Annotated in this window: 26 protein-coding genes, 1 pseudogene and 1 riboswitch; of the genes and pseudogenes, 21 read left to right on the top strand and 6 right to left on the bottom strand. The window is 32.6% G+C overall.

Features of this window, described 5'->3' with window-relative positions:
- Positions 1 to 62: 62 nt before the first annotated feature.
- From purB to AC5LW9_RS02740, 5 genes are read left to right on the top strand one after another with little or no spacing between them, the layout of a single operon-like run.
- Positions 63 to 1,424, top strand: a complete 1,362-nt coding sequence (gene purB / locus AC5LW9_RS02760; RefSeq protein WP_493456296.1) for an adenylosuccinate lyase — start codon at positions 63 to 65, stop codon at positions 1,422 to 1,424.
- Positions 1,421 to 1,945 (top strand): GNAT family N-acetyltransferase, encoded by a 525-nt coding sequence (locus tag AC5LW9_RS02755; RefSeq protein ID WP_086308333.1) that lies wholly within the window; start codon positions 1,421 to 1,423, stop codon positions 1,943 to 1,945. Before purB ends, AC5LW9_RS02755 begins: the two co-directional genes overlap by 4 nt.
- The gene (locus tag AC5LW9_RS02750) at positions 1,942 to 2,724 is read left to right on the top strand and encodes an amino acid ABC transporter substrate-binding protein (RefSeq protein ID WP_493456295.1); all 783 of its coding nucleotides are present in this window, start codon (positions 1,942 to 1,944) and stop codon (positions 2,722 to 2,724) included. The genes AC5LW9_RS02755 and AC5LW9_RS02750 overlap by 4 nt, the downstream gene beginning before the upstream one ends.
- Positions 2,721 to 3,392 carry an amino acid ABC transporter permease gene (locus tag AC5LW9_RS02745; RefSeq protein WP_144092899.1) on the top strand — a complete coding sequence of 224 codons (672 nt, stop codon included), beginning with the start codon at positions 2,721 to 2,723 and terminating at the stop codon, positions 3,390 to 3,392. Before AC5LW9_RS02750 ends, AC5LW9_RS02745 begins: the two co-directional genes overlap by 4 nt.
- A gap of 11 nt (positions 3,393 to 3,403) precedes the next feature.
- A complete protein-coding gene (locus tag AC5LW9_RS02740; protein ID WP_086326678.1) occupies positions 3,404 to 4,156 on the top strand; it encodes an amino acid ABC transporter ATP-binding protein in 753 nt (250 codons plus the stop codon).
- Positions 4,157 to 4,199: 43 nt separating this feature from the next.
- Here AC5LW9_RS02740 and AC5LW9_RS02735 read toward each other — a convergent pair whose 3' ends face one another.
- The gene (locus AC5LW9_RS02735) at positions 4,200 to 5,555 is read right to left on the bottom strand and encodes an MmgE/PrpD family protein (RefSeq protein ID WP_493456294.1); all 1,356 of its coding nucleotides are present in this window, start codon (positions 5,553 to 5,555) and stop codon (positions 4,200 to 4,202) included.
- A 209-nt stretch (positions 5,556 to 5,764) separates the two neighbouring features.
- On the opposite strand from AC5LW9_RS02735, the gene folK reads away from it, so the two are divergent.
- The 3 genes from folK to gluQRS all read left to right on the top strand — a co-directional run bounded on the left by folK (position 5,765) and on the right by gluQRS (position 7,767).
- Complete coding sequence (folK, locus tag AC5LW9_RS02730) at positions 5,765 to 6,250, top strand: 2-amino-4-hydroxy-6-hydroxymethyldihydropteridine diphosphokinase (RefSeq protein ID WP_493456293.1); 486 nt, start codon at positions 5,765 to 5,767, stop codon at positions 6,248 to 6,250.
- Positions 6,251 to 6,386: 136 nt separating this feature from the next.
- Positions 6,387 to 6,842 (top strand): RNA polymerase-binding protein DksA, encoded by a 456-nt coding sequence (dksA, locus tag AC5LW9_RS02725; RefSeq protein ID WP_065604032.1) that lies wholly within the window; start codon positions 6,387 to 6,389, stop codon positions 6,840 to 6,842.
- 34 nt (positions 6,843 to 6,876) lie between these two features.
- Positions 6,877 to 7,767: a tRNA glutamyl-Q(34) synthetase GluQRS gene (gene gluQRS, locus AC5LW9_RS02720; protein WP_493456292.1), complete on the top strand. Its 891-nt coding sequence runs from the start codon at positions 6,877 to 6,879 to the stop codon at positions 7,765 to 7,767.
- On the opposite strand, the gene moaA is transcribed toward gluQRS, so the two are convergent.
- Together moaA and AC5LW9_RS02710 are read right to left on the bottom strand one after the other, a co-directional pair.
- Positions 7,747 to 8,721 (bottom strand): GTP 3',8-cyclase MoaA, encoded by a 975-nt coding sequence (gene moaA / locus AC5LW9_RS02715; RefSeq protein WP_370528612.1) that lies wholly within the window; start codon positions 8,719 to 8,721, stop codon positions 7,747 to 7,749. The two genes, gluQRS and moaA, sit on opposite strands and share 21 nt — an antisense overlap.
- Positions 8,718 to 8,843: riboswitch (molybdenum cofactor riboswitch) on the bottom strand. (Overlaps the previous gene by 4 nt.)
- A gap of 73 nt (positions 8,844 to 8,916) precedes the next feature.
- On the bottom strand, positions 8,917 to 9,330 hold the full coding sequence (locus AC5LW9_RS02710) for a hypothetical protein (RefSeq protein WP_144092910.1): 414 nt from the start codon (positions 9,328 to 9,330) through the stop codon (positions 8,917 to 8,919).
- Positions 9,331 to 9,594: 264 nt separating this feature from the next.
- On the opposite strand from AC5LW9_RS02710, the gene ppnN reads away from it, so the two are divergent.
- A complete protein-coding gene (gene ppnN, locus AC5LW9_RS02705) occupies positions 9,595 to 10,971 on the top strand; it encodes a nucleotide 5'-monophosphate nucleosidase PpnN (RefSeq protein WP_065737918.1) in 1,377 nt (458 codons plus the stop codon).
- Between the two features lie 75 nt (positions 10,972 to 11,046).
- Here the strand turns inward: ppnN and radA are convergent, their stop codons facing one another.
- Positions 11,047 to 12,423, bottom strand: a complete 1,377-nt coding sequence (gene radA / locus AC5LW9_RS02700) for a DNA repair protein RadA (RefSeq protein ID WP_025316575.1) — start codon at positions 12,421 to 12,423, stop codon at positions 11,047 to 11,049.
- Between the two features lie 9 nt (positions 12,424 to 12,432).
- Positions 12,433 to 13,407, bottom strand: a complete 975-nt coding sequence (gene serB, locus AC5LW9_RS02695; protein WP_198236822.1) for a phosphoserine phosphatase — start codon at positions 13,405 to 13,407, stop codon at positions 12,433 to 12,435.
- A gap of 740 nt (positions 13,408 to 14,147) precedes the next feature.
- On the opposite strand from serB, the gene AC5LW9_RS02690 reads away from it, so the two are divergent.
- The 12 genes and pseudogenes from AC5LW9_RS02690 to AC5LW9_RS02635 all read left to right on the top strand — a co-directional run bounded on the left by AC5LW9_RS02690 (position 14,148) and on the right by AC5LW9_RS02635 (position 24,756).
- Complete coding sequence (locus tag AC5LW9_RS02690) at positions 14,148 to 17,522, top strand: N-acetylmuramoyl-L-alanine amidase family protein (protein WP_493456291.1); 3,375 nt, start codon at positions 14,148 to 14,150, stop codon at positions 17,520 to 17,522.
- A gap of 10 nt (positions 17,523 to 17,532) precedes the next feature.
- Positions 17,533 to 17,940: a hypothetical protein gene (locus tag AC5LW9_RS02685; RefSeq protein ID WP_198236820.1), complete on the top strand. Its 408-nt coding sequence runs from the start codon at positions 17,533 to 17,535 to the stop codon at positions 17,938 to 17,940.
- Positions 17,924 to 18,637 carry a tetratricopeptide repeat protein gene (locus AC5LW9_RS02680; protein WP_493456290.1) on the top strand — a complete coding sequence of 238 codons (714 nt, stop codon included), beginning with the start codon at positions 17,924 to 17,926 and terminating at the stop codon, positions 18,635 to 18,637. The genes AC5LW9_RS02685 and AC5LW9_RS02680 overlap by 17 nt, the downstream gene beginning before the upstream one ends.
- A gap of 202 nt (positions 18,638 to 18,839) precedes the next feature.
- Complete coding sequence (locus AC5LW9_RS02675; protein ID WP_493456289.1) at positions 18,840 to 19,382, top strand: hypothetical protein; 543 nt, start codon at positions 18,840 to 18,842, stop codon at positions 19,380 to 19,382.
- 498 nt (positions 19,383 to 19,880) lie between these two features.
- On the top strand, positions 19,881 to 20,288 hold the full coding sequence (locus tag AC5LW9_RS02670; RefSeq protein WP_493454168.1) for a hypothetical protein: 408 nt from the start codon (positions 19,881 to 19,883) through the stop codon (positions 20,286 to 20,288).
- Complete coding sequence (locus AC5LW9_RS02665) at positions 20,272 to 20,496, top strand: hypothetical protein (protein ID WP_493456288.1); 225 nt, start codon at positions 20,272 to 20,274, stop codon at positions 20,494 to 20,496. Before AC5LW9_RS02670 ends, AC5LW9_RS02665 begins: the two co-directional genes overlap by 17 nt.
- A gap of 36 nt (positions 20,497 to 20,532) precedes the next feature.
- Positions 20,533 to 20,661 (top strand): annotated as a pseudogene (locus tag AC5LW9_RS02660) (tetratricopeptide repeat protein); the annotation flags it as partial.
- Between the two features lie 96 nt (positions 20,662 to 20,757).
- Positions 20,758 to 20,985: a hypothetical protein gene (locus AC5LW9_RS02655; protein WP_493456287.1), complete on the top strand. Its 228-nt coding sequence runs from the start codon at positions 20,758 to 20,760 to the stop codon at positions 20,983 to 20,985.
- A gap of 562 nt (positions 20,986 to 21,547) precedes the next feature.
- Positions 21,548 to 22,129 (top strand): hypothetical protein, encoded by a 582-nt coding sequence (locus AC5LW9_RS02650; protein WP_493456286.1) that lies wholly within the window; start codon positions 21,548 to 21,550, stop codon positions 22,127 to 22,129.
- A gap of 255 nt (positions 22,130 to 22,384) precedes the next feature.
- Positions 22,385 to 22,960, top strand: coding sequence for a hypothetical protein (locus tag AC5LW9_RS02645; RefSeq protein ID WP_493456285.1), 576 nt, complete (start codon positions 22,385 to 22,387; stop codon positions 22,958 to 22,960).
- Positions 22,961 to 23,143: 183 nt separating this feature from the next.
- Entirely contained in the window at positions 23,144 to 23,719 is a 576-nt protein-coding gene (locus AC5LW9_RS02640; protein ID WP_143423829.1) for a hypothetical protein, read from the top strand.
- A 311-nt stretch (positions 23,720 to 24,030) separates the two neighbouring features.
- The gene (locus AC5LW9_RS02635; protein ID WP_493456284.1) at positions 24,031 to 24,756 is read left to right on the top strand and encodes a hypothetical protein; all 726 of its coding nucleotides are present in this window, start codon (positions 24,031 to 24,033) and stop codon (positions 24,754 to 24,756) included.
- 525 nt (positions 24,757 to 25,281) lie between these two features.
- Here the strand turns inward: AC5LW9_RS02635 and AC5LW9_RS02630 are convergent.
- The gene (locus tag AC5LW9_RS02630; RefSeq protein ID WP_065737926.1) at positions 25,282 to 25,623 is read right to left on the bottom strand and encodes a winged helix-turn-helix transcriptional regulator; all 342 of its coding nucleotides are present in this window, start codon (positions 25,621 to 25,623) and stop codon (positions 25,282 to 25,284) included.
- Positions 25,624 to 25,727 lie beyond the last annotated feature (104 nt).

The following is a 25,727-nucleotide window of genomic DNA, read 5'->3' as shown; positions in this document are numbered from 1 at the left end:
ACGCTAATCCATTAATTATTAATAATTGAATTATGAAATATAGAAAATAATTGAGGGCTGTTGTGGCATCACATGTTTTAGATTTTTTAATTTTAGGGAATAACTTTAGCACCAGTGAAATGCGAGCCATTTGGTCAGAACAAAATCGTTTAGAAAAGCAAGTCGATGTGGAAGTCGCCTTGGCAAAAGCCGAAGGTGAATTAGGTGTGATCCCAACTGATGTAGCTGACGAAATTGTAAAAAAAGCAGATGCATCGAAATTATCTTTACAACAAATTTCTGACGAAGCCGCGAAAGCGAAACACTCGTTAATGTCGACGATTAACGCACTACAAAAACAGGTGGGCGAAGCTGGACAATTTATTCATTACGGCGCAACCACTCAAGACATTGTCGATACGGCAACGGTTTTACAATTAAAACAATCTTTCGCTATTGTTGAACGTGATACCAAACTTATTGCTATTGAACTTAAACGATTAGCAAAACAATATCAATATCTGCCTATGGTTGGGCGCACTCACGGTATGCAAGCCCTACCGACTACATTTGGTTTTAAATTAGCAGTTTGGTTAGATGAGTTTGTACGCCATTTACAACGTTTAACTGAAATAAAACAGCGTGTTTTAGTTGGAAACATTAGTGGTGCGGTTTGCACTTATGCATCAATGGGGAATTTTGGTCCTATGATTGAAGCACGTGCATTATCGAGCCTTGGTCTTAATACCCCAAATATCGGTTGGCAATCAGCTCGCGACCGTTTTTCGGAATATGGCTCTGTCATCGCCTTAATTAGTGGCACGCTAGGCAAAATTGGCAACGAGTTTTATAACTTAATGCGTACTGAAATTAATGAAGTCGAAGAGCCGTTTTCGGAAGGAAAAATCGGTTCAACTACCATGCCTCACAAACGTAATCCAGCAGCTTTAGAAGGTTTGGCAAGCTTAACTGCGCCCCTATTAAAAAGTGTTGCGCTAATCCACGAATCGATGAAAGTTGAACATGAACGCGATGCCATGAGTTGGCGGGCAGAATGGATTGCCTTACCCGAAATTAATTTATACATCTCTGCTCAATTACAGACCGCACTCACTATTTTTAAAGGTTTGAAAGTCAATAGTGATCGCATGTTAGCAAATTTATTAATGCAAAATGGGCTGTTGCTATCTGAAAAAGTCATGTTTGAAATTGGTAAGCGTTTAGGCAAACAAACTGCTCATCATCTGGTGTATAACTGTGCTATGCAAGCTTTTGAACAAAACAGAGATTTTAAAGATGTACTGTTAGATGATCCATTATTGAATAAAGAATTTTCTGTAGCAGAACTTGATAGCTGGCTTGAACCAATCAACTATCTTGGCTCAGCACCAGAAAAAGTGCAGCAAGTTATCAATTATGCTGAGCAAAGTGGAGTACTAGCATGAGCTTTCGCTTAATTACAAAGTCCGATATTCCTGCGTATCAGGCTTTATTACACAATGCTTATCAAATGACAACGAATTTGGGAATTCATTTTGCCGCTGCCACAGTAAATGATGAGCAAATTAATCATCATATACAATCCAATGCAGTTTATCTATTTGAAAAAGAAAGTAAATTGGTTTCCACCTTAAGCATTCGTTTTCCATGGGGAAATAATCCAGGACCTTATGGATTACCGCATTTAGGTTGGTTTGCAACCGATCCCAAATATAAAGGACAAGGTTATGGCAATCAGTTGTGGGATTGGGTAGAACAACAGATCCTGATTAATCAATTAAAACTACCAGCCGTCACTTTAGGTACAGCACAAAATCACCCTTGGTTGGCACAAATGTATATCAAAAAAGGTTTTAGTCCAATTGGACAAGCCGATTTAACCGAAGACCATACTACTGTTTATTTTGAAAAAATTTTCAATCAAAAAAGCTATACTGAATGGAAAAATAGGAGCCATAGACAATGAATAAAATAATAACATTATTATCTGCTGCAATATTAACCGGTTTAGCGTTGGTCGGTTGTGATAACCAATCCAGTAATCAAGCAACCGAGCAAAATATTCTAAAAGTAGGTTCCACAGGGCAAAGTTATCCTAATAGTTATAAACAAAACGATAAATTAGTAGGATTTGATGTTGAGATAACTGAAGCTATCGCCAAAGAGCTCGGTTATAAAGTTGAGTGGGTGATTGCTGAATTTGGCGGTTTAATGGGGCAATTTGATTCAGGACGTTTAGATACCATTGCCAATGCAGTTGCAATTACCCCTGCACGTGAAGCCAAATATGATTTTTCCAATACTTACAGCTTTTATGGCAGTCAAATTGTTACACATAAAGACAATGAAAACATCACCCAACTTTCTGATTTTAAGGGTAAAACCATTGCTGGTGTGCTTGGTTCAAATCATATTAATAATTTAAAAAACGCTTTTCCAAATAATGATATTACAATCAAAACCTATGAAACTCGAGATGGTGCTATGTATGATACTGAGTATCAACGTGTTGATGGTTATATCAATTCAAAACCTATCTTACTTGCCGAAATTAAACGCAAAAGCTTACCGTTTAAATTGGTCGGTGATCCTATTACTATTGAACAAGTAGCGTTCCCATTTAGTAAAGATGAAAAAGGCCAAGCTCTGCGTGAAAAGTTCAATCAGGCTTTAGAAAAACTTCGCACCAATGGCACATTGAAAAAAATTGCAATTAAATATTTTGGTGAAGATATTACCTCATGAATTTTAATGTAACTTATTTTTTTAGTGTGTTCCCGCAGATTTTACCTTATCTGCCAGTCACACTCTTTATTGCTATCGTTTCGATCCTATTTGCCATTGTTTTTGGGTTAGCGATTGCATTAGTACGTAATCATAAGATTATCGTGATTGATGCTATGTTCGCGCTATTTATTTCATTATTTCGTGGTATTCCTTCCGTTGTGTTATTGTTTATTATTTATTATGGGTTACCGCAAATTTTTCCGATATTAAAGCAGATGGGCGCAACGACAGCAGCGATTATTTGCTTTAGTTTAAAATATTCGGCTTATTTAGCTGAAATCTTTCGTGCTGGTTTAGCATCGGTCGATCACGGGCAAAAAGAAGCTGGCTTAACCTCAGGCCTTAGTACTTTTCAAGTTTATCGTGGCATTATTCTGCCACAAGCAGTGGTTAATGCCCTACCCAATACAGGCAATATGTTTATTTCATTGCTTAAAGATTCATCAGTGGCTTTTTTTGTTGGCGTACAAGAGTTATTAGCAGCAGGGAAAATGTTAACGGCCAATTCGTTCCTCTACTTTGAAACTTATTTGGCTGTCGGTATTGTTTATTGGTTTACTGTTGTTATCTATTCTTGGATACAAAAGAAGCTTGAGAACAAGCTCAGTAAACCCTATCACCGTTAAGGAGAAAGGTGATGATTTCTATTTCACATTTGTCTAAACGCTTTGCTGATAATGAAGTGTTAAAGGACATTAATTTAAATATTAAACAAGGCGAAGTGGTAGCCATTATTGGTCCATCGGGTTCAGGTAAATCAACCTTGTTGCGTTGTTTAAATTTATTGGAAAAACCAAATACAGGGACAATCAAAATAGGATCGGTTACCTTAAATAGTGAACAATATCGCAGTAAAGACGAAATAAATTTACGCAAACAATCAGCAATGGTTTTTCAACACTATAATTTATTTAAAAATAAAACTGCATTAGAAAATATTACCTACCCACTAATTGTTGGACAAAAAATAGGTAAAGACAAAGCCAAACAGCAAGGGCTATCTTTACTCGAGCGCGTTGGTATGTTGCCGTACGCAAATCAATATCCAATCACCTTATCAGGTGGTCAGCAACAACGTGTCGCCATAGCTAGAGCACTGGCAGTTAGACCTAAAGTACTATTATTTGATGAACCGACATCGGCACTCGATCCCGAACGAGTCCATGAAGTGCTGCAAGTGATGTTACAGCTAGCTAAAGAGCATATTACGATGATCATTGTCACGCACGAAATGGAGTTTGCTAAATACGTTGCCGATCGTATCATCTTTATGGCAAATGGCGTCATTGTTGAAGAAGGACCAGCAAAATCAATTATCGATAATCCACAACATGAACTGACACAACGCTTTTTACGCCAAATTACGGATGAAATAGATTTTGAAATTTAGTTAGCACAAGTAAATCAATTGAACTCATTTAGCATGTATCATTTTACAATGTTAAATAATGTCGTGCTAGAAATTGATTAACGGTTAAACCTGAGGCTAACTCTTTAATATCAGTTAATAAACCCATCGCTTTTTGGTGGTCTTTAATTGCATCCGTTAGTTTTAATAACATCTCTGTTTGGTTGTAAGGATTTTTAGGCGATCCTTTGGGAACATCAATACGTTGTCTAATTTTTTTCCCTGTATCTAGCTCAATTTCTATCACAACATAACGACTGTTATAGGCGTCAGCATGGGGCGCAAGATCAATTTGATAACTACGCTGCATTTTTTGCATCAGTACTTGAATCTGTTCTGGAATAGGATTTGGACTGAATTGCTCAAAAGTAAGAGGAATACCTAGTAGAGTTAACGCTAAAATATATTCGGCTGAAAACCGCCCCTGCTCGGCCAATAAAGGATTATTATAGATTAATGCGGCATCGCTGTTTGCTGGCGAAAAAAATAGAGTAATACGGCTAATATGGTGAACATTCAATTGTTGATGTTGATAAAGTAGCTTACCTGCATCAGCAACATACGCAGCAGCAGAACAAAAACAGTAAGTTTTAAACCATAGTCCAGGCTCAACAATTTTCCAAACAGCTCCCCACTTACTTAAATCGAAATTATTGCCCTGTCCAAAAACAGCTAAAAATCCTAATTTATCATCTAAAAAGTCTCTCTCAGCAGTTATTCCAACGCGTAACCATTCAACCGATTGTATCGCATGCTGAGCGGCTAATCCTGCATGTAAAAACTTAATAGGGGTACCCATAACCAAACGCAGACCAGATGCCTGAGTCGCCGCCAATGTCAAAGCTTGCGACAAAAAAGGTTCATTATAAAGGTAACAAATGGCGGCTGTGGCAGCGATACCGCCTAAGGTAAGGGTTGTATGCCATCCTCTCTCATAATGTTTAGGATTAACGCTTTTGCCCAATCGCGCCATAACTTCAATACCAATAACATAAGCGGTTAAAAAACGCTTACCATCAATATAATATTGAACTTTATCTAATTGAACACTAGCAAATAGTGCTGATAAAATAACGGCGGATGGATGTCCACGCACATCTGAATGGACATCATCATAGTCTAAACAATGTGCTTGAAAACCATTAAATAGTGCCGCTTGCCGAGCTGTCACTAATTTTTTTTGTCCCACTAACCAAGCTTTAGCGTTACCCCCTTCGTTGTCAATCCAATTGAGCAATCGATGTACATCGGCTTCATGACGAGCTTGTAAACTACTCGCAAAATAATCAATTACACCATTGATTGCACATTCAATCGTCTTAGGGTCATTAATGATGGGGGTATTCGCTATTAAAAAACTCAATTGCTGACCTAAATTCATTTTCCATCTCAAAAAATATATCGTTATATAAGAAACTGATCTTAATTACCATAACGTATAAAAAGTAATAAGTTAAAGACTATATGGTTATATTTTAATAACTTTTAGTCATAACTTTTAGACTCTGGATATCTCTTTTTTTACTTTTAATTTATATGTTAAAATATGAGCATAACATTACATTTAACACCACAAAAATTAAATCCATTATGTCAATTTGTTATATCGCTTTAGGTAGCAATTTGGATGATCCATTTGCACAAGCCAATCAGGCTATTACCGCATTAAAACAATTACCAGATACTCATATTTTAGCTGTTTCACCATTTTACCGTAGCAAACCATTAGGTCCTAAAGACCAAAACGACTATCTCAATGCGGTTATTAAACTGTCCACAAATTTGCCACCAATCGCTTTACTTGACGAACTGCAAGCAATCGAAAAATCGCAAGGGCGTATTCGTAAAGACAACCGCTGGGGAGCAAGAACCTTGGATTTGGATATTTTATTGTATGATGATTTAATAATGGATAGTGATCGATTAACCATTCCTCATTACCATATGAAAAACAGAGAATTTGTTCTTTATCCACTGTTTGATATCGCACCGGATTTAATTTTACCTGATAACGATAAACTGCACGAGTTAGTGGTTAAATGCCCTATCAATGGCTTAATAAAGTGGAATAATTAATTATTTTGTTTAATAACATGGAGTTGTTTTATTTTACCCCTTTTTAACGCAAAAAATAATTAAAAAAAATTTGCCAAAGGCTAAATTATTGCTATAGTTTACCGCCTGCAAATAATCTGTACATAAGGGGATTGTTTTGAAAAAGGAACAAAAAGTAAATACCTCTTCGCTTAGCCTGCTTTCAATTGCAGGACTTGAGCCTTATAAAGAGGCAAAAGGTGAGGAGTATATGAATCCTAACCAATTGAAACATTTTAAACTTATCTTAGAAGCATGGCTTTCACAATTACAAGGTGAAATGGGTAAAACTGTTTCTCACATGCAAGATGAGGCTGCAAATTTTCCAGATCCAGCTGACCGAGCAACTCAAGAAGAGGAGTTCAGTCTTGAGTTACGTGCTCGCGATAGAGAACGTCGACTCATTAAGAAAATTGAAAAAACATTGAAGAAAATCGAAATAGATGATTTTGGTTTTTGTGAATCTTGTGGCGTTGAAATTGGTATTCGCCGTTTAGAAGCACGCCCAACGGCTGATTTATGCATCGATTGTAAAACATTAGCTGAACTTCGTGAAAAACAAATGGGTATATAATTCCATTTAATCTACTTGTTTACTTAATACGCCCATGCAATATATTGGTCGTTTTGCCCCCTCACCTTCGGGACCATTACATTTTGGTTCGTTGGTGACGGCTTTAGGTAGCTACTTACAGGCCAAATCCTGTTTTGGTAAGTGGCTTGTTCGCATTGAAGATATCGACCCACCTAGAGAAGTTAAAGGGGCATCATCTCTCATTCTAAAAACGCTTGAAGCTCTTCATTTATATTGGGATGATGAGATTTTATATCAATCAAACTGTAGTGAGCGTTATCAAGCTGTCCTGCAATCGCTACTCAATAAACAACAAGCATATTATTGTAATTGCACAAGGCAACGAATTCACAATTTAGCAAATAGAATTTATGACGGTTTTTGCCGTAATCGACTATTGTCAGTTAAAGATAAAGATCAATTGGCTATTCGTATAAAACAAAATCATCCAGTTTTAACTTTTACTGACAAAATCCGAGGCGAACAAACTGCCCAACTAGCAGATGCCTTAGAAGATTTTATTATTCATCGCAAAGATGGTTTATTTGCTTATAATCTAGTGGTTGTACTTGATGATCATGAGCAAGGCATTACAGAAATAGTACGGGGTGCGGATCTTTTACCCGTCACAACCAAACAAATTTCACTTTATCAGCTATTTGGTTTTAGTGTACCGACGTACTGCCATTTACCATTAGCTTTAGATAAGAATGGTAATAAGCTTTCAAAACAAAATCATGCCCGCCCTATCGATTTAAACAACCTTAAAGCGTTAACAGTTCAAGCTTTGCAATTTTTAGGGCAAAAAGTGCCAAAAGATTGGCAAGATGCAACCCAACAACAACTTTTAGATTGGGCAATACAACATTGGCAGATCACAAATGTCCCTAAACAAAATACCCAATTAACCACCGATATAGGATAAATTTGGCGTGATGCCAACCTGATGATCATGTAGCAAATGCTTTTCTGGTTTGATCATTAATGAAGCAAAAATTCTGGTTTTTAATTGTGTTTTTTGCTCGGGACTTACCAACAAATCACGTAAATCAACGGCTGCATCACCAAACAGACAATAGTGTAATTTACCAACCGATGAAACTCGCAATCGATTACAACTTTTACAAAAATCTTTGGAATACGGCATAATTAACCCAATTTTACCTTGGTAATCATTATGTACATATACTTTGGCAGGTCCTGACAATGGCATTTTGGGCTGTAACTGCCAACCTTGAGCAATGAGCTGTGATTCAATTATACTACCTGTGGTATGATATCGTTTAAACACATCATCACTATCGCCTATTTCCATCAACTCAATAAACCGTAATTCTACAGGGCGATGTTTAATCCATAACAAATAATCATCAAGATTATCATTCATATTTTTCATCAGAACGGTATTAATTTTGACCTTTTTTATACCAACTTCCAATGATTTTTCAACACATTGCATTAGCTCTTTGAGTTTATCTTGGCCGGTAATTAATTTGAATAAATGTGGAGATAGACTATCAATACTGATGTTAATCGCATTCAGTCCAGCTTGTTGCCAATGTGCAATATTTTTTAATAAACGCGATCCGTTGGTGGTAATTGCCAGCTCTTTAATACGAGAATAAGAGGAAATAATTGACAAAATATCAATAAAATCGCGTCGTAATGTGGGTTCTCCACCAGTTAAACGAATTTTATGCACACCAAGTTCAGTGAACGTAGATACAACATTATCAATTTCATTAAGCGAAAGAAACGTATGGTTTTTATTAGGTCGATAACCATTTGGTAAACAATACTGACACTGAAAATTACACAGTTCAGTAATCGATAAACGCAAATATTGAAATCGCCGTTGATAGTTATCAACTAATTGCATATATAATTTAAACACCTTATCCAAATCGGGAAGCATAGCCATTTCTGCGCTATACCGCGGCTAATTGACCATATGAGTAACATTATCACTTAGGTAAAATAGCTTCAGAGTTTGGTTAAGTCTAGCACAGTCTTAATTTATTGACTATGAGCAATTATTTAATATCATCATAATAAAAATCAATTTGTTTTTTACCTAAGATTCGACTTTGTCATTATTATCCTCGGTATGAATAACCGTTATGTAGCTAGGAATAACCGTTGCTGTTCGATAAATATAAACCCACATTTTTCCTGGTGGCTCGTCACTTAAAAATCGTTTTAGTAAAATATCATCCTCAGTATCATTATCCGATTGTTGATTTCTATAATAATCGGTAAACTCTTCATACAATTCTTCTTCATCTGTTAATGAACCGCTATAGTTAGCTTTATATTGTTTATATAAAAAATTGAATTTATCAATAAAAAAATCACATTCTCTTTCTATTGCAAAATTTTTAGGATTAACATAGCCTAAAGTTGCAAAAATCTTATCAGCTACAGGCGATCCTGATTCCAATTGTTTAAATGAAGAATAATAAAAATCCTTTCTTAGCTGACTGACCATCCATCTAAATAATCAAAAATCAGTTTTCATTGATAACATCATTACTTAATAACTAAAATTGAAATAATTTTATACTACGTTTACCTTTAAATCATTGTTAAATATCATATTGAAAAAATTGGATAAAAGAAGAACAATTTTATTTTTTCATTTGGTATTAATTAAGTTATTTATAAATTAAGCTATTATCAGCTTTACTTATTCTTTATTCTGTTTGAATATATAATGATTTTTTGCCGATAAAACCGTCAAATGGAGGTTGTAATGATTACCCATATTAGCCCATTAGGATCAATGGACTTACTTGCTCAAGCAGAAGTTGATATTTTAAAAAAATCAGCCAATAGTGATCTTTATCAGTTGTTTAGAAATTGTTCTTTAGCAACACTCAATGCAGGCAGTAAAACCGATAATACTAAAGATCTGTTAGATAGATTCCAATCTTTTGAAATTAATGTTATTAGTAAAGAACGTGGGGTTAAGTTAGAGCTTATTAATGCCCCCGAAAGTGCATTTGTTGATAAACGAATCATTCGCTCAATTCAAGCTAATCTATTTGCTGTTTTACGTGATATTCTTTTTTTAAATAGCCAAATAATGGCAATAAAACATTTGGTTCCTAATGACAAACTTGAAAAAGAGCATTCCTATTACATCACCAATCTTGTTTTTTCTATTTTACGTAATGCTAATGCACTCCATGTTGGTGAAGAACCGAATCTCATTGTTTGTTGGGGTGGACATTCCATTAATGAAAACGAATATTATTATGCTCGTCAAGTTGGTATGCAACTTGGGCTACGTGAACTCAATATTTGTACGGGATGTGGTCCAGGTATTATGGAAGCACCAATGAAAGGTGCGGCTGTTGGTCATGCACAACAGCGTTATAAAGATAGTCGATTTATTGGTATGACCGAACCATCTATTATCGCCGCTGAGCCACCCAATGCTTTAGTCAATGAACTGATTATTATGCCGGATATTGAAAAACGTCTTGAAGCTTTTGTACGAATGGCGCACGGTATTATTATATTTCCAGGTGGGCCGGGAACGGCTGAAGAGTTACTTTATATTCTTGGTATCATGTTGAACCCAGCCAATAAAAACCAAACTCTTCCACTGATTTTAACTGGTCCTAAAGAGTGTGAAAGCTATTTTGCTGCTATTGATGATTTTATACGTAATACATTAGGTGAAGAAGCAACCAAGCTTTATCAAATTGTGATCGACTCACCTGAACAAGTTGCTCGTATTATGAAAGATGGCGTAAAACATGTAAAATCTTCGCGCTTAAAAACGGGTGATGCCTATGGTTTTAACTGGCTATTGAAAATTGATGAATCCCTACAACGTCCTTTTGAACCACTGCATGAAAACATGGCAGCATTAAATCTGCATAGAAATCAACCTGTCGAATTACTTGCGGCGGATTTACGCCGAGCGTTTTCGGGCATTGTTGCTGGCAATGTAAAAGAATTTGGAATGAAACAAATAGCCGAACATGGTCGATATAAATTACAAGGTGATCCTGAAATTATGAAACAACTCGATAATTTATTAAGAAGCTTTGTAAAACAAGATCGTATGAAACTGCCGGGAGGAACCGCTTACCAACCATGTTATGAGATTTGTTATTAACAGAAAGTCAAAACACATCTTTTATAATATTCCGCCGAAAATAGAATCGGCGGAAAATTTTTATTAAACGTAACTTTAAAAGTCACTCAAAATATCTAAAGCTTCTGACACTTTCTTCACTGCAAAAATCTGCATATTGTCAGGTTTCTTTTTCGGCATATTGGCAATCGGCACAATCGCTTTTTTAAAGCCATGTTTAGCGGCCTCAGAAATTCTCTCTTGCCCACTTGGTACTGGGCGAATTTCACCACCTAAGCCAATTTCACCAAAAATCACGACATCTTGCGGTAAAGGACGATTACGAAAACTTGATACTAATGCAGCAATCAAGGCTAAATCAGCACTAGTTTCGGTAACTTTTACACCTCCGACAACATTAACAAAGATATCTTGATCGGCCATTTGTAACCCACCATGACGGTGCAAGACAGCTAATAATAACGCTAATCTATTTTGGTCAAGTCCAACGGTAACACGTCTAGGATTACCATATATAGAGTGATCAACTAACGCTTGAATCTCAACCAACAGTGGGCGCGTGCCTTCCCAAAGTACCATAACAGAACTGCCAGGCAACATCTCATCACCGCGACTTAAGAATATCGCCGATGGATTACTGACCTCTTTTAAACCTTGTTCTGTCATGGCAAATACACCCAGTTCATTTACTGCACCAAAACGGTTTTTATGGCTGCGTAGTGTTCTAAAACGAGAATCGGCATCGCCATCTAATAAAATAGAACAGTCAATACAGTGTTCAAGGACTTTAGGACCTGCTAATGAGCCATCTTTAGTCACATGTCCAACCATAATAATGGCAATCCCTTTCGTTTTGGCAAAGCGTGTTAAATAGGCTGCCGTTTCTCGCACTTGCGCAACACTACCTGGTGAAGATTGAATATCAGCAAGGTGCATCACTTGAATAGAGTCGATGACCATAAGTTTAGGTTGTGACTGTTCAGCCAGCAGACAAATTTGTTCAATACTGGTTTCAGATAACATATTAATATTATCGGTTGGTAAACCTAAACGATGTGCACGCATAGCAACTTGTTGTAGTGATTCTTCACCTGTTACATACAAAGTGTTCATTTGGGCTGATAGTTTACTCATGGTTTGTAGCAATAAAGTACTTTTACCAGCACCAGGGTTACCACCAATTAATATGGCACTACCCGGTACAACTCCGCCACCTAATACGCGATCGAATTCAGAAAATCCAGTTGAAAATCTTGGTAAGGCTTCTAAACTTATTTCTGACAGCTTTTGAATTTTAGCCTGACCTGCCCCACCCGCATAACCTGTTAATCTGTCATTACGTGATGAAGTACTTGCTAATCTAACTTCAGTAATCGTGTTCCAAGCGTGACACGCACTACATTGCCCCTGCCAACGCGGATAATCTGCGCCACAATCATTGCACACATAAGCACGTTTAACGGATTTTGCCAAATTATTCTCCTAACCTTCACTTAATAAACTGGTGGATAAAATACACCATAAACCAGTTAAATCTGCATAATTAATACTAATTCTCGCCTTTTCAACAACTTTGGGTTTACCATGATAAGCCACCCCAAGACCTGCAATGCGGATCATCATTAAATCATTTGCCCCATCGCCAATTGCTACGGTTTGCTCGATTGGAATATCAAGCGAGGCAGCTAATTGCTGCAATGTTCTTGCTTTGTATTTAGCATCAACAATATCACCAATTACTTTGCCGGTTAATTTTTCATTTTTAATTTCTAATTGATTTGCATAAACATCAACTAATTTTAATTTTTGTTTGAGATGATCTGCAAAATAGGTAAAGCCCCCAGAGGCAATGGCAACATGCCAATTTTTTTTGTATAACTCACGAACTAAATAAGTTAGACCTGGCGTAAGTGGTAGTTTATCTTTCACTTCTTGTAAGATGTTTTGATGAGCACCTTTTAATGTTGCAACTCTTTTACGTAAACTCGTTGAAAAATCTAGCTCTCCGCGCATAGCTTGTTCAGTAACGGCAGCAACTTGCTCCCCAACCCCATGCAGTTTGGCTAATTCATCAATGCATTCAATACCGATTGCAGTTGAATCCATATCCATGACAAGTAAACCAGGAGAATGCAACGTTGGTAAATTATCAATGGGTGCAACATCAATACCTAAAGTAAGTGAAATAGATTTAGCCTTTTTAGGCATCACCCCAGCGATTCGTACAATTTGATAGGTTTTAATTTTCCAAGATGACACAATCACCATTGGCATAGCCAGTTTATTTTGGAATGTTGATAATATTGTTTTATTTAATTTCTTTCCATAAATAATCCAACCAGTTTTACCTGCATTGTAATCAAGTGGAACAACCTCACAGCCATTTAAAGAAAGTGGTAATCCTTGCCAATCTTGAATATTCTCAGGTAAATCATTATAGGTGAGTGTGTAAGCCATATCAGAAAATCATTATAACGTAAAACGAAGCCAAAATTTAACATATCTATAAAAGATTGTCCAAATTGGGATTTAGCTTATCTTACATTCAACGTTTAAATACAAATATCAATACACACAAAACTTGAAACGGTATAGACTCCTGAATATTTTTCACAAAAAAATCTATTATAATTATATTTTAAGTCAATCTAAACCTGACTATTCGATCACATCTCAATTTTAAACGACTCCTTTCAATAATTTTTTAGATATCCCTATTTTTATCATGAATAGATGACTATTTTTGTCAAAAAGTTTCAGGTTATGCATATGTTTCAGTAAAAAATTAATTTTTAAAGATAATGATTGAATATCAATTTATACAAAATCCGTAACGAATAAATTCTATTCAACCTTTTTTGCTGCCGCTTGAAAATCAATTTTTAACTGGTATTGCGTTAATTTATTACAGTCATTAATAAGTTATCTATCTAATTTAAATTAAAATTTTTTAAAAAAAGATTGCAAATTATGCGGAATAATGTATTTTTACAAACGACTTTATATTATTTTTTATCACGAGTTAATTTCATAGCGTTATAACTTATGGACTATATTTGTGATGTTCATGTTTAGCTTAATGGCGTGTAAGGCATCGGAGGAGAAAAATAATCCTAAATTTAAAGATATCTTTAGTGTTACCATATTACGTTTAATAAATAATTATTATAATAACTTCATAGTTTAAGGAATGAACAATGACATTATCACCAGTAAAAAAATGGACATTTCCAGTTATCATTAATAGTAAAAAAGAACCTCTCACTGCAGATGACTATTATGCAGCATTAATGTCAACTTCAACTGGATTTTATCCAGTTAGTGTTACTAATCTTATGCATATGGGTATTCACTTTGATAAAACGGTACTTAAAGAATTAGGTGATGAAAACGAACGAAAGGTTCATTGTATTGCCGATGGTGAAGTAGTTGCTTATCGAATTAATGGTAACTATCAAAATATTAGCTACGGAGATACAGTTGCTTTCTATTCAACAGGTTTTGTTTTGGTACGTCATCTACTCGAAATGGAGCGAGTTGAAGAAAAAAAACAACCAACAGAGCCTAATACCGAAAATAGTTCAACAACAGAAAAACCTGCTGAAGATAATTCTCCCGCATCTTCTGCTTCTAAGACAAATGATACTGCAACTTCAACTAATTCAACGGCAGATAAAGCTGATACTACATCAGAAAATACCCCCACCGAAACTGAAAAAGAAAAGCTGCCGCCGCATCAACTCTATTTTTATAGCCTTTATATGCATCTGGCCGATACTGCTTTTTATGATAAAAATTCTAAAATGCCAACACCTGCATTTTGGGAACAAGATATTTATCGTGTATTACCTAACCATAAGGAGTTGAATAAGGTCGAAGGGTTATGTATTCGCGATAAAGCGGACAATTCAAAAAATGACAGTATATTAGCGGTATTACAAGTCGGTACCAAAGTAAATTTAAATCTTGATTTACATGACGAAAATCATAACTGGTATGCTGTTACAAGTTTAGCGGAAGGTTATTCCTCTATTCCCGAGTTAAAATCAATCAAACACACTCAAGGTGAAAGTCAAACAGACATTTTAGGTTGGATTTTTATTGGTAAAGAGATGACCTCGCTAGAATTTGAAATTTTAGAATTAAAAGCGCACGAAAAACTTCTTTCTGGTCAGTCTGAAAAAATTAGCATACTAACAAAAGAATTTAATACTAATTGGGTGAAATCTAAAGGATTAAGAGTTCGAAAAGATAAAAAAATCTTATCAATGCTACCTGGAGGAACCCAAGTTAAAATATCGGGAAATAAAAAAGCAAAACATTTTGTTGAGTTAACTGAAGTGATTCGGGATGGTAAACCCACCATTCCTTTACCAAAGGGAAACACAAAAATTTGGTTTGATTGCCTTGAAAGAATTTCCCGAGGTAAAAAATACAATGAAGTGGTTGTATTAGATACACCATTTCCAATAAAAGCAGGTGATTTGATTGGGCATATTGGGCATGACCATACCCCTAAGATATCACTTTCCCAGAACAGTACTGAAATTAAATGCGAAACCAACTTGCATGTTGAATGTTTTACTTGTGATGACCTGCCTAATTTTATTGCACTAACTCAAGCAGAAGCCAGTAAACTTCCTGAGGAAGAGAAGACCTTATTAGGTATTTCGAAACAAGCAAAACTACTTAAATCACCGAAAGATGCAGACACAGATGTGGGGCAACATACTGAGATTAAAGTAATCAGTAAAGATATCAATGTCAAATGGTTACAAATCGAAATCACAGAATCCAAAACTAAGAAAAAAACGGCATGGATAGAAAATAGTGAAGAGATATCAAAAAACATAAACTCAAAGGGTAATATCACTTTAGCGACTGATAAAAAAGCCTGGAGTGAATATCCATTACAGGCAAGCGAATTAGCGAATAACAGTTCGATTATTGATACTCCATTATTACTTGATATTAATAATGGAGTCTTTAAAAAGTTAAGTCATCGAGCTATTGATAAAGATGGCATATTATGGATTTTTATAGAGCATGCTCTTGATAAAGATAATGTCCCTATCCGTGGCTGGTTAGTTATAAATAAAGAAAGTGTAAAAAAAGTGAGTTGTTGGGATTGGTTTGATTTTAAGCTGATCGAAGAAAAGGCGACTACAAAAGAGTTTTATTTAGATGTTAAAAAGTCTTTATCTCGAGACAATGCATCTCTTGAAGCCTATAAACCAACACTAAAAGAGACATTAACAATTTTAGATAGGCAATATCATTTAGACCAAAAAAAATATGCCAAAATAGATGCAAAAAGTTTCAACGGAATCAAAGATAAACCACAATTATCATCGGCACTTTCACGTTTACTGATTCAGAGCGAAAGTGAATGGTATAGTGAAATGGATGCACAAGGCAAAATGCCCAAATGGGATGCCTTAGACAGTGAATTTAACGAGAAAGCAAAAAAAGTCTTGGGTTATTTAGAAGATGGTGATGTTGCAAAATGTGATGCTTATATAAGTACATTACCCGAAAACGAACAAGAATCAGTAAAAAGAGGATTACTATTAAAACGTCAAGAATTGGAAAAAAAGGGAATCAATAATAATAAAACAATTGAAGACTCATTTTATACAGAATTAAAACTACAAGTAGCACGTTGGGATAATGAAAAAGAAAAGATAAAAAAAATGTTATGGTGGGATGATGTTGCAAAAGGTTTAGCGAAACAAAATAATACAAATGCTACAAATAGCAATTCAGCAAATAAATCATCGAGTTCAGCCAAAGTAAAACCTCCAGCTGAATTTTGCTCTAAGGGGAAAGCATGGTTTATTAATCCGATAATAATGGAAATGTTTAAATTTACAAAGAATAATTTAACAATTGTAATTGATCCTGGTCATGGATATACACAGGGAAGTACAGGTGCATCAGCTAAAATTTATGAATATAAAATAGATGAAAATAAAACAGCAAAAGCAGATATCACAAATTTACCACAAAAAGTTATTGATAACACAAATTTAATTGTGAATTCTTCAGAGGATTTGAAAAGAAATGAAAGAGGCTTAGTGTTTGATGTATCAATAAAACTCAAACAATTACTCGAAGCAAACGGTTATAATGTTATTCTCACCCGAACAGAGAGGAGAATTGAAGGAAAAGATGATCAAGAGACTAGACAAGCTAGAATTGATCTAGCTAATAAAAATAATGCCGATTATTTTATTTCCATACATGCTGATGACGTTCCAAATTATTCTATTTCAGGATCTCACGTAATATATCCTAATATAACAAACAGCGAAGTTGTTGCACTTAGTAAAGAATTAGCAGAAGATATATTTAGTTATTATACTGTGGTTCCTGTTGAGCCATCTTCCCCTAAGAAAGATGTAAGAGGTCTTCAAGTATTAAGAAATTCAAATAAAACCAAACGGAGAGTTCTCATTGAATTAGGATTTATTTCATCACCCAAAGATGCAAAAGCCTTATTTTCAAATATTGATTTAATTGCTCATCAGCTATATAAAGGATTACTAAAGAATTTAAAAAAATATCATTAAAGGTTATATAATGAAAAGAATAATTTTTTTATCGCTCATTCCACTATTTTTGGTTAATAATGTTTTTGCCAATAATCAAAAGGAACACATTGATATTCGTGCAGCACGGTCAGCCGCTAATCATAGTGGTCCTTTTTGTTACTCTTTACGCATTATTTATTATCCAAATGGTCAAACTAAAGAACAGGGTTGCCAAGGGCATTATAATGCGACAGGTATTTCTGTAGGTAATTGGTATGAATATGATTTATTAGGTATGCCTGTACGCACGAATTATTATCATCCTGATGAGTTTGGCAAAGATTATAAGATTATTACAACTTATGATAAAAATGGTAAGGTATTAACTAAAAAAATATATAATTATGATGATTTATATGAAACAGAGGAAGAAGAACTTAATGAAATACCTCAATAAAAAATTTATTACAGCAGTCGGATTAACTTGCATTTTGTTGGTAATAAATCTTGCAAAGGCTGATATCGATAACGAAAATAATTTAATCATTAAAGCAGAAAATGGAGATAAGGTTGCTCAGTATCATTTAGCAAATTTGTTGTTATCGAAAAACGTTGATGGAAAATATAATGATAAAATTTTTTATTGGTATCAGCAATCAGCAGAACAAGGATATGCTGAAGCTGAATTTGCTTTATCGGTTATTTATTCAGAGCGCAGTAACTTTCCACAATTGTTGTTTTGGTTAGAAAAAGCTGCAAAACAAAATCATGCAAAAGCTCAATATAAATTAGGCATAAATTATCGATTTGGATTTGGTGTTGAAGCAGACAGTTCAAAAGCATTATATTTTTTAGAAAAATCGGCTCAACAAGATTATATTCCTGCGCAAGTTGAATTAGGTAATTTATATTTAACAACTTTCGATTTGGGTTCAGATTTAGATAGCTACAAAAAAGGAGTTTATTGGTATGAAAAAGCAGCACAAAAGAATAATGCGTTTGCTCAACTTAACTTAGGTATTATTCAAATGGCTCAATCAAATTACCAACAAGCATTATTGTGGCTTAATCAAGCTTGCAAAAATGATTTAACCGATGCTTGTCAACTGGCTTCTAAGATTAAGACAAAAAAAATACGCCCTAAAAATAAATAATTGTCTATTTGATTTTCGAATAAAGGTGAATATTTCTAGAGATTAATCCAACTTGAGAAAAAAATATTTATAAATAATCATTAACAATTTAATTATGAACGTTGTTGGTGACAAGGCTGAATCTAACAAATTATATACAAAGGATAATTATCTATATTCCCTTGTTTTAGATGGTAATCCTCATAAAAAATAAGGCAATTCTATGAAATTTCTAGTTTTAATTTTATTGATTTTTCCTAAATTACTATTGGCTCAAGAGGTATTTATTGACTCTTCAAATAAAGAATATTTATATTTAGGAAGTACACAAAATAATGAACAGAGTTTTATGGATTTAAACACAGGAACGATAGATTGGATAAATAAAGCCAAAGCAGAACAAATGCAACAGATAGATATGCTATCACCAACAAAATTTTGGAGCAAAGTTACAAATAATTCAATCGGGTTTTATGCAAGTGGCTATGAACCATTTTGGAATGCAAAAATAACTAAAAATAGATTACAGTTTCTTCATTTGAAAGAAGACAATATAGCAATAAAAATCGATATAAAAAACTCTGCTATAACAAATAATTTTGTCGCTTTTTTTCATTCAAAAAATGGTGTTATTGGATTAATTCGAGGTCTTAATAAGGAATCTAAATGTGAAATCAATATTGATGAACCTGATTCAATATATGAAATTTTTATTAACTATAAAGGTGAAATTTTTGAAGGCTGTGCTTATTTAGATAAATTATGAGAAATATCTTAAATATTATCCTAATGGTAATAGATAAAAATTGAGATAAAAAATTTCTTTGTAATGGCATTATATAGTTAATGTTAAAAAATAAAACCAAAAAAGACAATTAAACGTTTGTCCAGAATGGATTTATTAAGAAAGAATATGTTTCGTTATTTTTATTTATTAATTTTTCTATTTTTATCATTTATTTCGTTTTTAACAAAAGCAGATCATACTAAAACTTGGATTGTATCGAAAGTATACATTAGCGATACAATCCATACAAAAAAGTAACTTCAGATGATCCAATGTATCTTTATAGAATATTTGAATTAGATGAGAATAGTATAAAAACTAATTTTTTTTCAGACAGTAATATTGAAAATTGCTTAAATTACAAGGTTAATAAATTTAAGATTAATTTTGATGACTTACTCAATAGTAGAGGTTGGAGATGAGCCTTAAACAAAATATTAAAATATTTTATAAGGAAGATTATAAGGATATTACATAATGAAAAGAATAATTTTTTTATCGCTCATTCCACTATTTTTGGTTAATAATGTTTTTGCCAATAATCAAAAGGAACACATTGATATTACTGCAGTATCGTTAGCCACTTTAACTAATAGTTCTTTTTGTTACTCTTTACGCATTATTTATTATCCAAATGGTCAAACTAAAGAACAGGGTTGCCAAGGTCATTATAATGCGGCTGGTATTTCTGTAGGTAATTGGTATGAATATGATTTATTAGGTATGCCTGTACGCACGAATTATTATCATCCTGATGAGTTTGGCAAAGATTATAAGATCACTACAACTTATGATAAGAATGGTAAGGTACTAACTAAAAAAATATATAATTATGCTAATTTATATGAAACAGAGGAAGAAGAACTTAATGAAATACCTCAATAAAAAATTTATTACAGCAGTCGGATTAACTTGCATTTTGTTGGTAATAAATCTTGCAAAGGCTGATATCGATAACGAAAATAATTTAATCATTAAAGCAGAAAATGGAGATAAGGTTGCTCAGTATCATTTAGCAAATTTGTTGTTATCGAAAAATGTTGATGGAAAATATAATGATAAAATTTTTTATTGGTATCAGCAATCAGCATAACAAGGATATGCTGAAGCTGAATTTGCTTTATCGGTTATTTATTCAGAGCGTGGTGATTCTAAACAATCGCTTATTTGGTTAGAAAAAGCCGCAAAACAAAATCATACAAAATCTCAATATGAATTAGGCATAGATTATCTATTTGGATTTGGTGTTGAAGTAGACAATTCAAAAGCATTATATTTTTTAGAAAAATCGGCTCAACAAGATTATATACCTGCGCAAGTTGAATTAGGTAATTTATATTTAACAACTGGTGGATTGGGTTCAGATTTAGATAACTACAAAAAAGGGGTTTATTGGTATGAAAAAGCAGCGCAAAAAAATAATGCGTTTGCTCAACTTAACTTAGGTATTATTCAAATGGCTCAATCAAATTACCAGCAAGCATTATTGTGGCTTAATCAAGCTTGCAAAAATGATTTAACCGATGCTTGTCAACTGGCTTCTAAGATTAAGACAAAAAAAATACGCTCTAAAAATAGATAATTGTCTATTAGATTTTAGATAAAAGTTAATAAGGGAATTGTATTGTGAGCAAAAAAGTAGTTGGTTACGAAAATTCTTACAATATTATTATGAAATCCCACTTATTTGATAAACCCGATAAAAATAATATGACAAATATGTATTTGATCAAGGGAGATATCGTTGATTTAGTACGATCACAAAATAATTTTTATGAGATTAATTATACAACAAAAAAAATAAGATAATTAAAAAATGGCTTCACTGTTCTGCTATTGATGCTTGTATTTCTGATTAATAAAATAAATCTTAAACGGCAAGAGAAACATTTAAAATAAATGTTTCTCTTGCAAATCCTACTTTAGTTGTTGCTAAAAATTATTCATTATCATCAAACAATTATCTATGGGTAAATTGTAAGTTATATAAAAAAGTAGATGAAGTAAACAGAGTCGAAAATGTTAATAAGATAATACAAATAATCAATAAGAAAGCTGATAATCATACTGAACGACGAGCAAATTTTAAGAAAATAAATAGAGCAAAAGTTTTTAATTCTGTTTCTTTCAAATAAGGAGTAGCAATGAGATATAAAATAGTACTGTTTATGTTATTAAGTTTAATTTTTAACATGTCAAATGCTTATTCAGATGAATATTTTGAATTAGGTAGCATTCCAGAAGAATATCGATTTCCTAAATATAATAATATAGCCCATCCTCCAATTAATGTTGAATATAAAGGCCATAAAGGAACAGCGATGTTTCTTAGTAATACTTTTGAAGACGGAAGGCGTAATTTAGAGGTGTATTTTTTAACAAATAATAATAAAGAATTGAATAAAGCGTACGAACTTTATACATATCAATATGGTGATGAAGAACTAGTAAGCGCTTTTGAGTATGTTGATAAAAAAACAGGTGACAAATATATTTATATGTTGCTTAAAGATACTATAACACCAAACAAATTGTACAGTTATAGCATTACTGAATTACCTTTATATATAGAAGATGATGGTATATTAAGAGCGTTGTTTTTTATAGGGGATAATAACAGTTTATCAAAAATTACTTGTATTGATGATTTTGAAACCGATAGACGTTGTGAATTTTCAACGAAAGAGGGATTGATAAAATATCTTAATAATTCATATAAATTTTAGCTATTGAATGGTGAAAATAAAATTAACCGAGAAAAGAATAGCGAAATTTGGAGCAATTACTTTTCTAGGTAATAACTTATTCAATAGCACAGTCAAATCATTGTTGGCATATCATCATGAACAAAATTGGATGATAACAACACTCAATCTCGATACAAATAGGTCAAGGATGAAAACAGAATATAAAATTGTTGGTTAGAAAAACTAAATAAAGCAAAAATTTTTCATTCTGTTTCTTTCAAATAAGGAATTCCAATGAGACATAAAATAGTACTGTTTATGTTATTAAGTTTAATTTTTACCATGCCAAATGCTTATTCAGGTGAATATTTAGATAGCATTCCAGAAGAGTATCAATTCCCTAAATATAATAATATAGCCCATCCTCCAATTAATGTTGAATATAAAGGCCATAAAGGAACAGCGATGTTTCTTAGTAATACTTTTGAAGACGGAAAGCGTAATTTAGAGGTGTATTTTTTAACAAATAATAATAAAGAATTGAATAAAGCATACGAAGTTTATACATATCAATATGGTGATGAAGAACTAGTAAGCGCTTTTGAATATGCTGATAAAAAAACAGGTGACAAATACATATATATTTTATTTAAAGGTACTATAATACCAAACAAATTGTACAGTTATAACTTTACTGAATTATCTTTATTTATAGAAGAAGATAGTATACTAAGGGTGTTGTTTTTTTTAGGTGATAATGAATTCCTATCAAAAACTACTTGTATTGATAATTTTGAAACCGATAGACGTTGTGAATTTTCAACGAAAGAGGGATTAATAAAATATCTTGATAAAGAGAAAAGTAGGTAATAATTTATCTAATAATAGTACTATTAAATCATTTGGAATATCATCATGAACAAAATTGTATGATAACAACACTCAATCTCGATAAAATAGGTCAAGGATGAAAACAGAATATAAAATTGTTGGTTAGAAAAACTAAATAGAGCAAAAATTTTTAATTCTGTTTCTTTTAAATAAGGAGTTACAGTGAGATATAAAATAGTACTGTTTATGTTATTAAGTTTAATTTTTACCATGCCAAATGCTTATTCTGGTGAATATTTAGATAGCATTCCAGAAGAGTATCAATTCCCTAAATATAATAATATTGCCCATCCTCCAATTAATGTTGAATATAAAGGCCATAAAGGAACAGCGATGTTTCTTAGTAATACTTTTGAAGATGGAAAGCGTAATTTAGAGGTGTATTTTTTAACAAATAATAATAAAGAATTGAATAAAGCGTACGAACTTTATACATATCAATATGGTAATCGGGAGTTAGTAAGCGCTTTTGAATATACTGATAAAAAAACAGGTGACAAATATATTTATATGTTACTTAAAGATACTTTAACGCCAAACAAATCGTACAGTTATCGCATTACTGAATTACCTTTATATATAGAAGAAGATGGTATATTGAGGGCGTTATTTTTTATAGGGGATGATAACAGTTTATCGAAAATTCCTTGTATTGATGATTTTGAAACCGATAGACGTTGTGAATTTTCAACGAAAGAGGGATTGATAAAATATCTTGATAGAGAGAAAAAATGGTAAAAAGTATTGAAGTAATAATTTTATTTAGCGATGAGGCACCATTCATTACATCAATTAGCTAATTAATATTATAAAATAATGTGTTAGCTATTAATGAATGGTGAACATAAAATTAACTAAGAAAAGAATACCGAAACATGGTCTAATTACTTTTTGCAGGTAATAACTTATCGATTATGAAATAATGAGCTTAAAGATATTCCTGGTTTATTTAGATCGATGAAAAGATTATGGGTAAATCAAGAAAATAAAAAGGAATTATTGAAAAGAAGAGAAGATGAAGCTAAATTTTTCGAAAAAGGATTATAGTAATGAAGAAAGTTCTACTATTTATATTAATATTTATGAGTAACAATGTTTTTAGTGATGTTAGTCCAATAGAGAGCATGTTCATTGATATGGATAATCATATAAAATATAATTCAGTTATAATAGATAAATTATCTCAAATTCTTTTAAAAAAAAATATTGATATTTTTCAGGAGGAATGGGAAAGTGAGTTGTATAAAAAATGTAAATGGGTAAGCGCTAATCTTGATGTTTACCGCTTTGGTCAGGAGGATAAATTCAGTTATCCATCATGTTTACTTAGCGAACAAAATTCTTTTATTAATGAATTAATTTTATTGATATATCATAAGAAGATACCAGTAAATATTGAATTACAACAATACATCACTGAAATTCCAGAGCAAAAACAGCATAATATCTATTTCAATCTATTAACAGAGAAATATGCTTCAAAATTTTGCAACACGTTTTATACTTCAACAGATATTAATAATTGTATAAATCGTTTCCTTTTAACTCAATATCTGCCCGAAGAATATGGATTTAAGCTTACAGTGGATAAGAGTTATCTATATGATTCTCCAAATTTAAATAATAAAACAAAGATATATTTAATTAGGGAGGATAAAATCGAATTATTAAATTATAAAAATAATTTTTATGAGATCGAATATACAACAAAAAAAAATAAGATAATTAAAAAATGGCTTCACTGTTCTGCTATTAATGCTTGTATTTCTGATTAATAAAATAAATCTTAAACGGCAAGAGAAACATTTAAAATAAATGTTTCTCTTGCAAATCCTACTTTGTTGCTAAAAATTATTTATTATCATCAAACGGTTATCTATGGATAAACCGTAAGTTATATAAAAAGTAGATGAAGTAAACAAAGTCGAAAATGTTAATAAGATAATACAAATAATCAATAAGAAAGCTGATAATTATACTGAACGACGAGCAAATTTTCAGAAAATAAATAGAGCAAAAATTTTTAATTCTGTTTCTTTCAAATAAGGAACTGCTATGAGATATAAAATATTACTGTTTTTTTGTTATTAAGTTTAATTTTTACCATGCAAAATGCTTATTCAGATGAATATTTTGAATTAGATAGCATTCCTGAAGAATATCGATTTCCTAAATATAATAATATTGGTCATACTTAAATTAATGTTAACTATATAACAATTCTCACAAAAAATTAATTTTATATTCAAACATCCATCTTCGAAAAAGCTTTAAACATATACTGATATAATCATTTAACACTATACAGTTAATCCCCACAAACAAAGTTGTTCTAATGCAGGACCAATTCGTTCACCAAGTGACGTTAATTTATATAATACTTTTAACGGGGGCTTATCGCCAAAAACTGTGCGAGTAATTAAACCATCATCTTCAAGTTTTTTTAGTTGAATACTTAATGTCATATCGGTAATTTCAGGGATCACTATTTTTAGTTCGCTAAATCTTTTTTCTCCAGAAAGTAAATAGTAAAGTATTACACCTTTCCATTTTCCACCAACTAAATCCATCGCTAGACTGATAGGACAATAATACGTTTTATTTTTATAAATTTTTGAAAGTCTTTGTTTGTCTTGTTCCATTTAACTTACCTAACTATTTTTTTTATAACTATCTAATTTGATAGATATTGCCATAACCTCATTAAGGAATAAACTAATTATAGTAACTCAAATTTTTATAGTAT

It is taken from the genome of Gilliamella sp. LMG 34360 (assembly GCF_984568995.1).
Note: the sequence above shows the minus strand (reverse complement) of the source record. Positions and strands in the feature narration are given on the sequence as shown.

Excerpts from the sequence above, each read along its gene's own strand:
- AC5LW9_RS02750 (WP_493456295.1), top strand. The coding sequence starts at position 1,942 with ATGAATAAAATAATAACATTATTATCTGCTGCAATATTAACCGGTTTA.
- AC5LW9_RS02710 (WP_144092910.1), bottom strand. The coding sequence starts at position 9,330 with ATGGTCAGTCAGCTAAGAAAGGATTTTTATTATTCTTCATTTAAACAA.
- AC5LW9_RS02735 (WP_493456294.1), bottom strand. The coding sequence starts at position 5,555 with ATGAATTTAGGTCAGCAATTGAGTTTTTTAATAGCGAATACCCCCATC.
- AC5LW9_RS02670 (WP_493454168.1), top strand. The coding sequence starts at position 19,881 with ATGAAAAGAATAATTTTTTTATCGCTCATTCCACTATTTTTGGTTAAT.
- ppnN (WP_065737918.1), top strand. The coding sequence starts at position 9,595 with ATGATTACCCATATTAGCCCATTAGGATCAATGGACTTACTTGCTCAA.
- moaA (WP_370528612.1), bottom strand. The coding sequence starts at position 8,721 with ATGCAATTAGTTGATAACTATCAACGGCGATTTCAATATTTGCGTTTA.
- AC5LW9_RS02755 (WP_086308333.1), top strand. The coding sequence starts at position 1,421 with ATGAGCTTTCGCTTAATTACAAAGTCCGATATTCCTGCGTATCAGGCT.
- AC5LW9_RS02690 (WP_493456291.1), top strand. The coding sequence starts at position 14,148 with ATGACATTATCACCAGTAAAAAAATGGACATTTCCAGTTATCATTAAT.
- AC5LW9_RS02685 (WP_198236820.1), top strand. The coding sequence starts at position 17,533 with ATGAAAAGAATAATTTTTTTATCGCTCATTCCACTATTTTTGGTTAAT.
- AC5LW9_RS02630 (WP_065737926.1), bottom strand. The coding sequence starts at position 25,623 with ATGGAACAAGACAAACAAAGACTTTCAAAAATTTATAAAAATAAAACG.
- AC5LW9_RS02745 (WP_144092899.1), top strand. The coding sequence starts at position 2,721 with ATGAATTTTAATGTAACTTATTTTTTTAGTGTGTTCCCGCAGATTTTA.
- AC5LW9_RS02635 (WP_493456284.1), top strand. The coding sequence starts at position 24,031 with ATGAAGAAAGTTCTACTATTTATATTAATATTTATGAGTAACAATGTT.
- AC5LW9_RS02665 (WP_493456288.1), top strand. The coding sequence starts at position 20,272 with ATGAAATACCTCAATAAAAAATTTATTACAGCAGTCGGATTAACTTGC.
- serB (WP_198236822.1), bottom strand. The coding sequence starts at position 13,407 with ATGGCTTACACACTCACCTATAATGATTTACCTGAGAATATTCAAGAT.
- AC5LW9_RS02675 (WP_493456289.1), top strand. The coding sequence starts at position 18,840 with ATGAAATTTCTAGTTTTAATTTTATTGATTTTTCCTAAATTACTATTG.
- folK (WP_493456293.1), top strand. The coding sequence starts at position 5,765 with ATGTCAATTTGTTATATCGCTTTAGGTAGCAATTTGGATGATCCATTT.
- AC5LW9_RS02680 (WP_493456290.1), top strand. The coding sequence starts at position 17,924 with ATGAAATACCTCAATAAAAAATTTATTACAGCAGTCGGATTAACTTGC.
- AC5LW9_RS02650 (WP_493456286.1), top strand. The coding sequence starts at position 21,548 with ATGAGATATAAAATAGTACTGTTTATGTTATTAAGTTTAATTTTTAAC.
- gluQRS (WP_493456292.1), top strand. The coding sequence starts at position 6,877 with ATGCAATATATTGGTCGTTTTGCCCCCTCACCTTCGGGACCATTACAT.
- AC5LW9_RS02645 (WP_493456285.1), top strand. The coding sequence starts at position 22,385 with ATGAGACATAAAATAGTACTGTTTATGTTATTAAGTTTAATTTTTACC.
- AC5LW9_RS02740 (WP_086326678.1), top strand. The coding sequence starts at position 3,404 with ATGATTTCTATTTCACATTTGTCTAAACGCTTTGCTGATAATGAAGTG.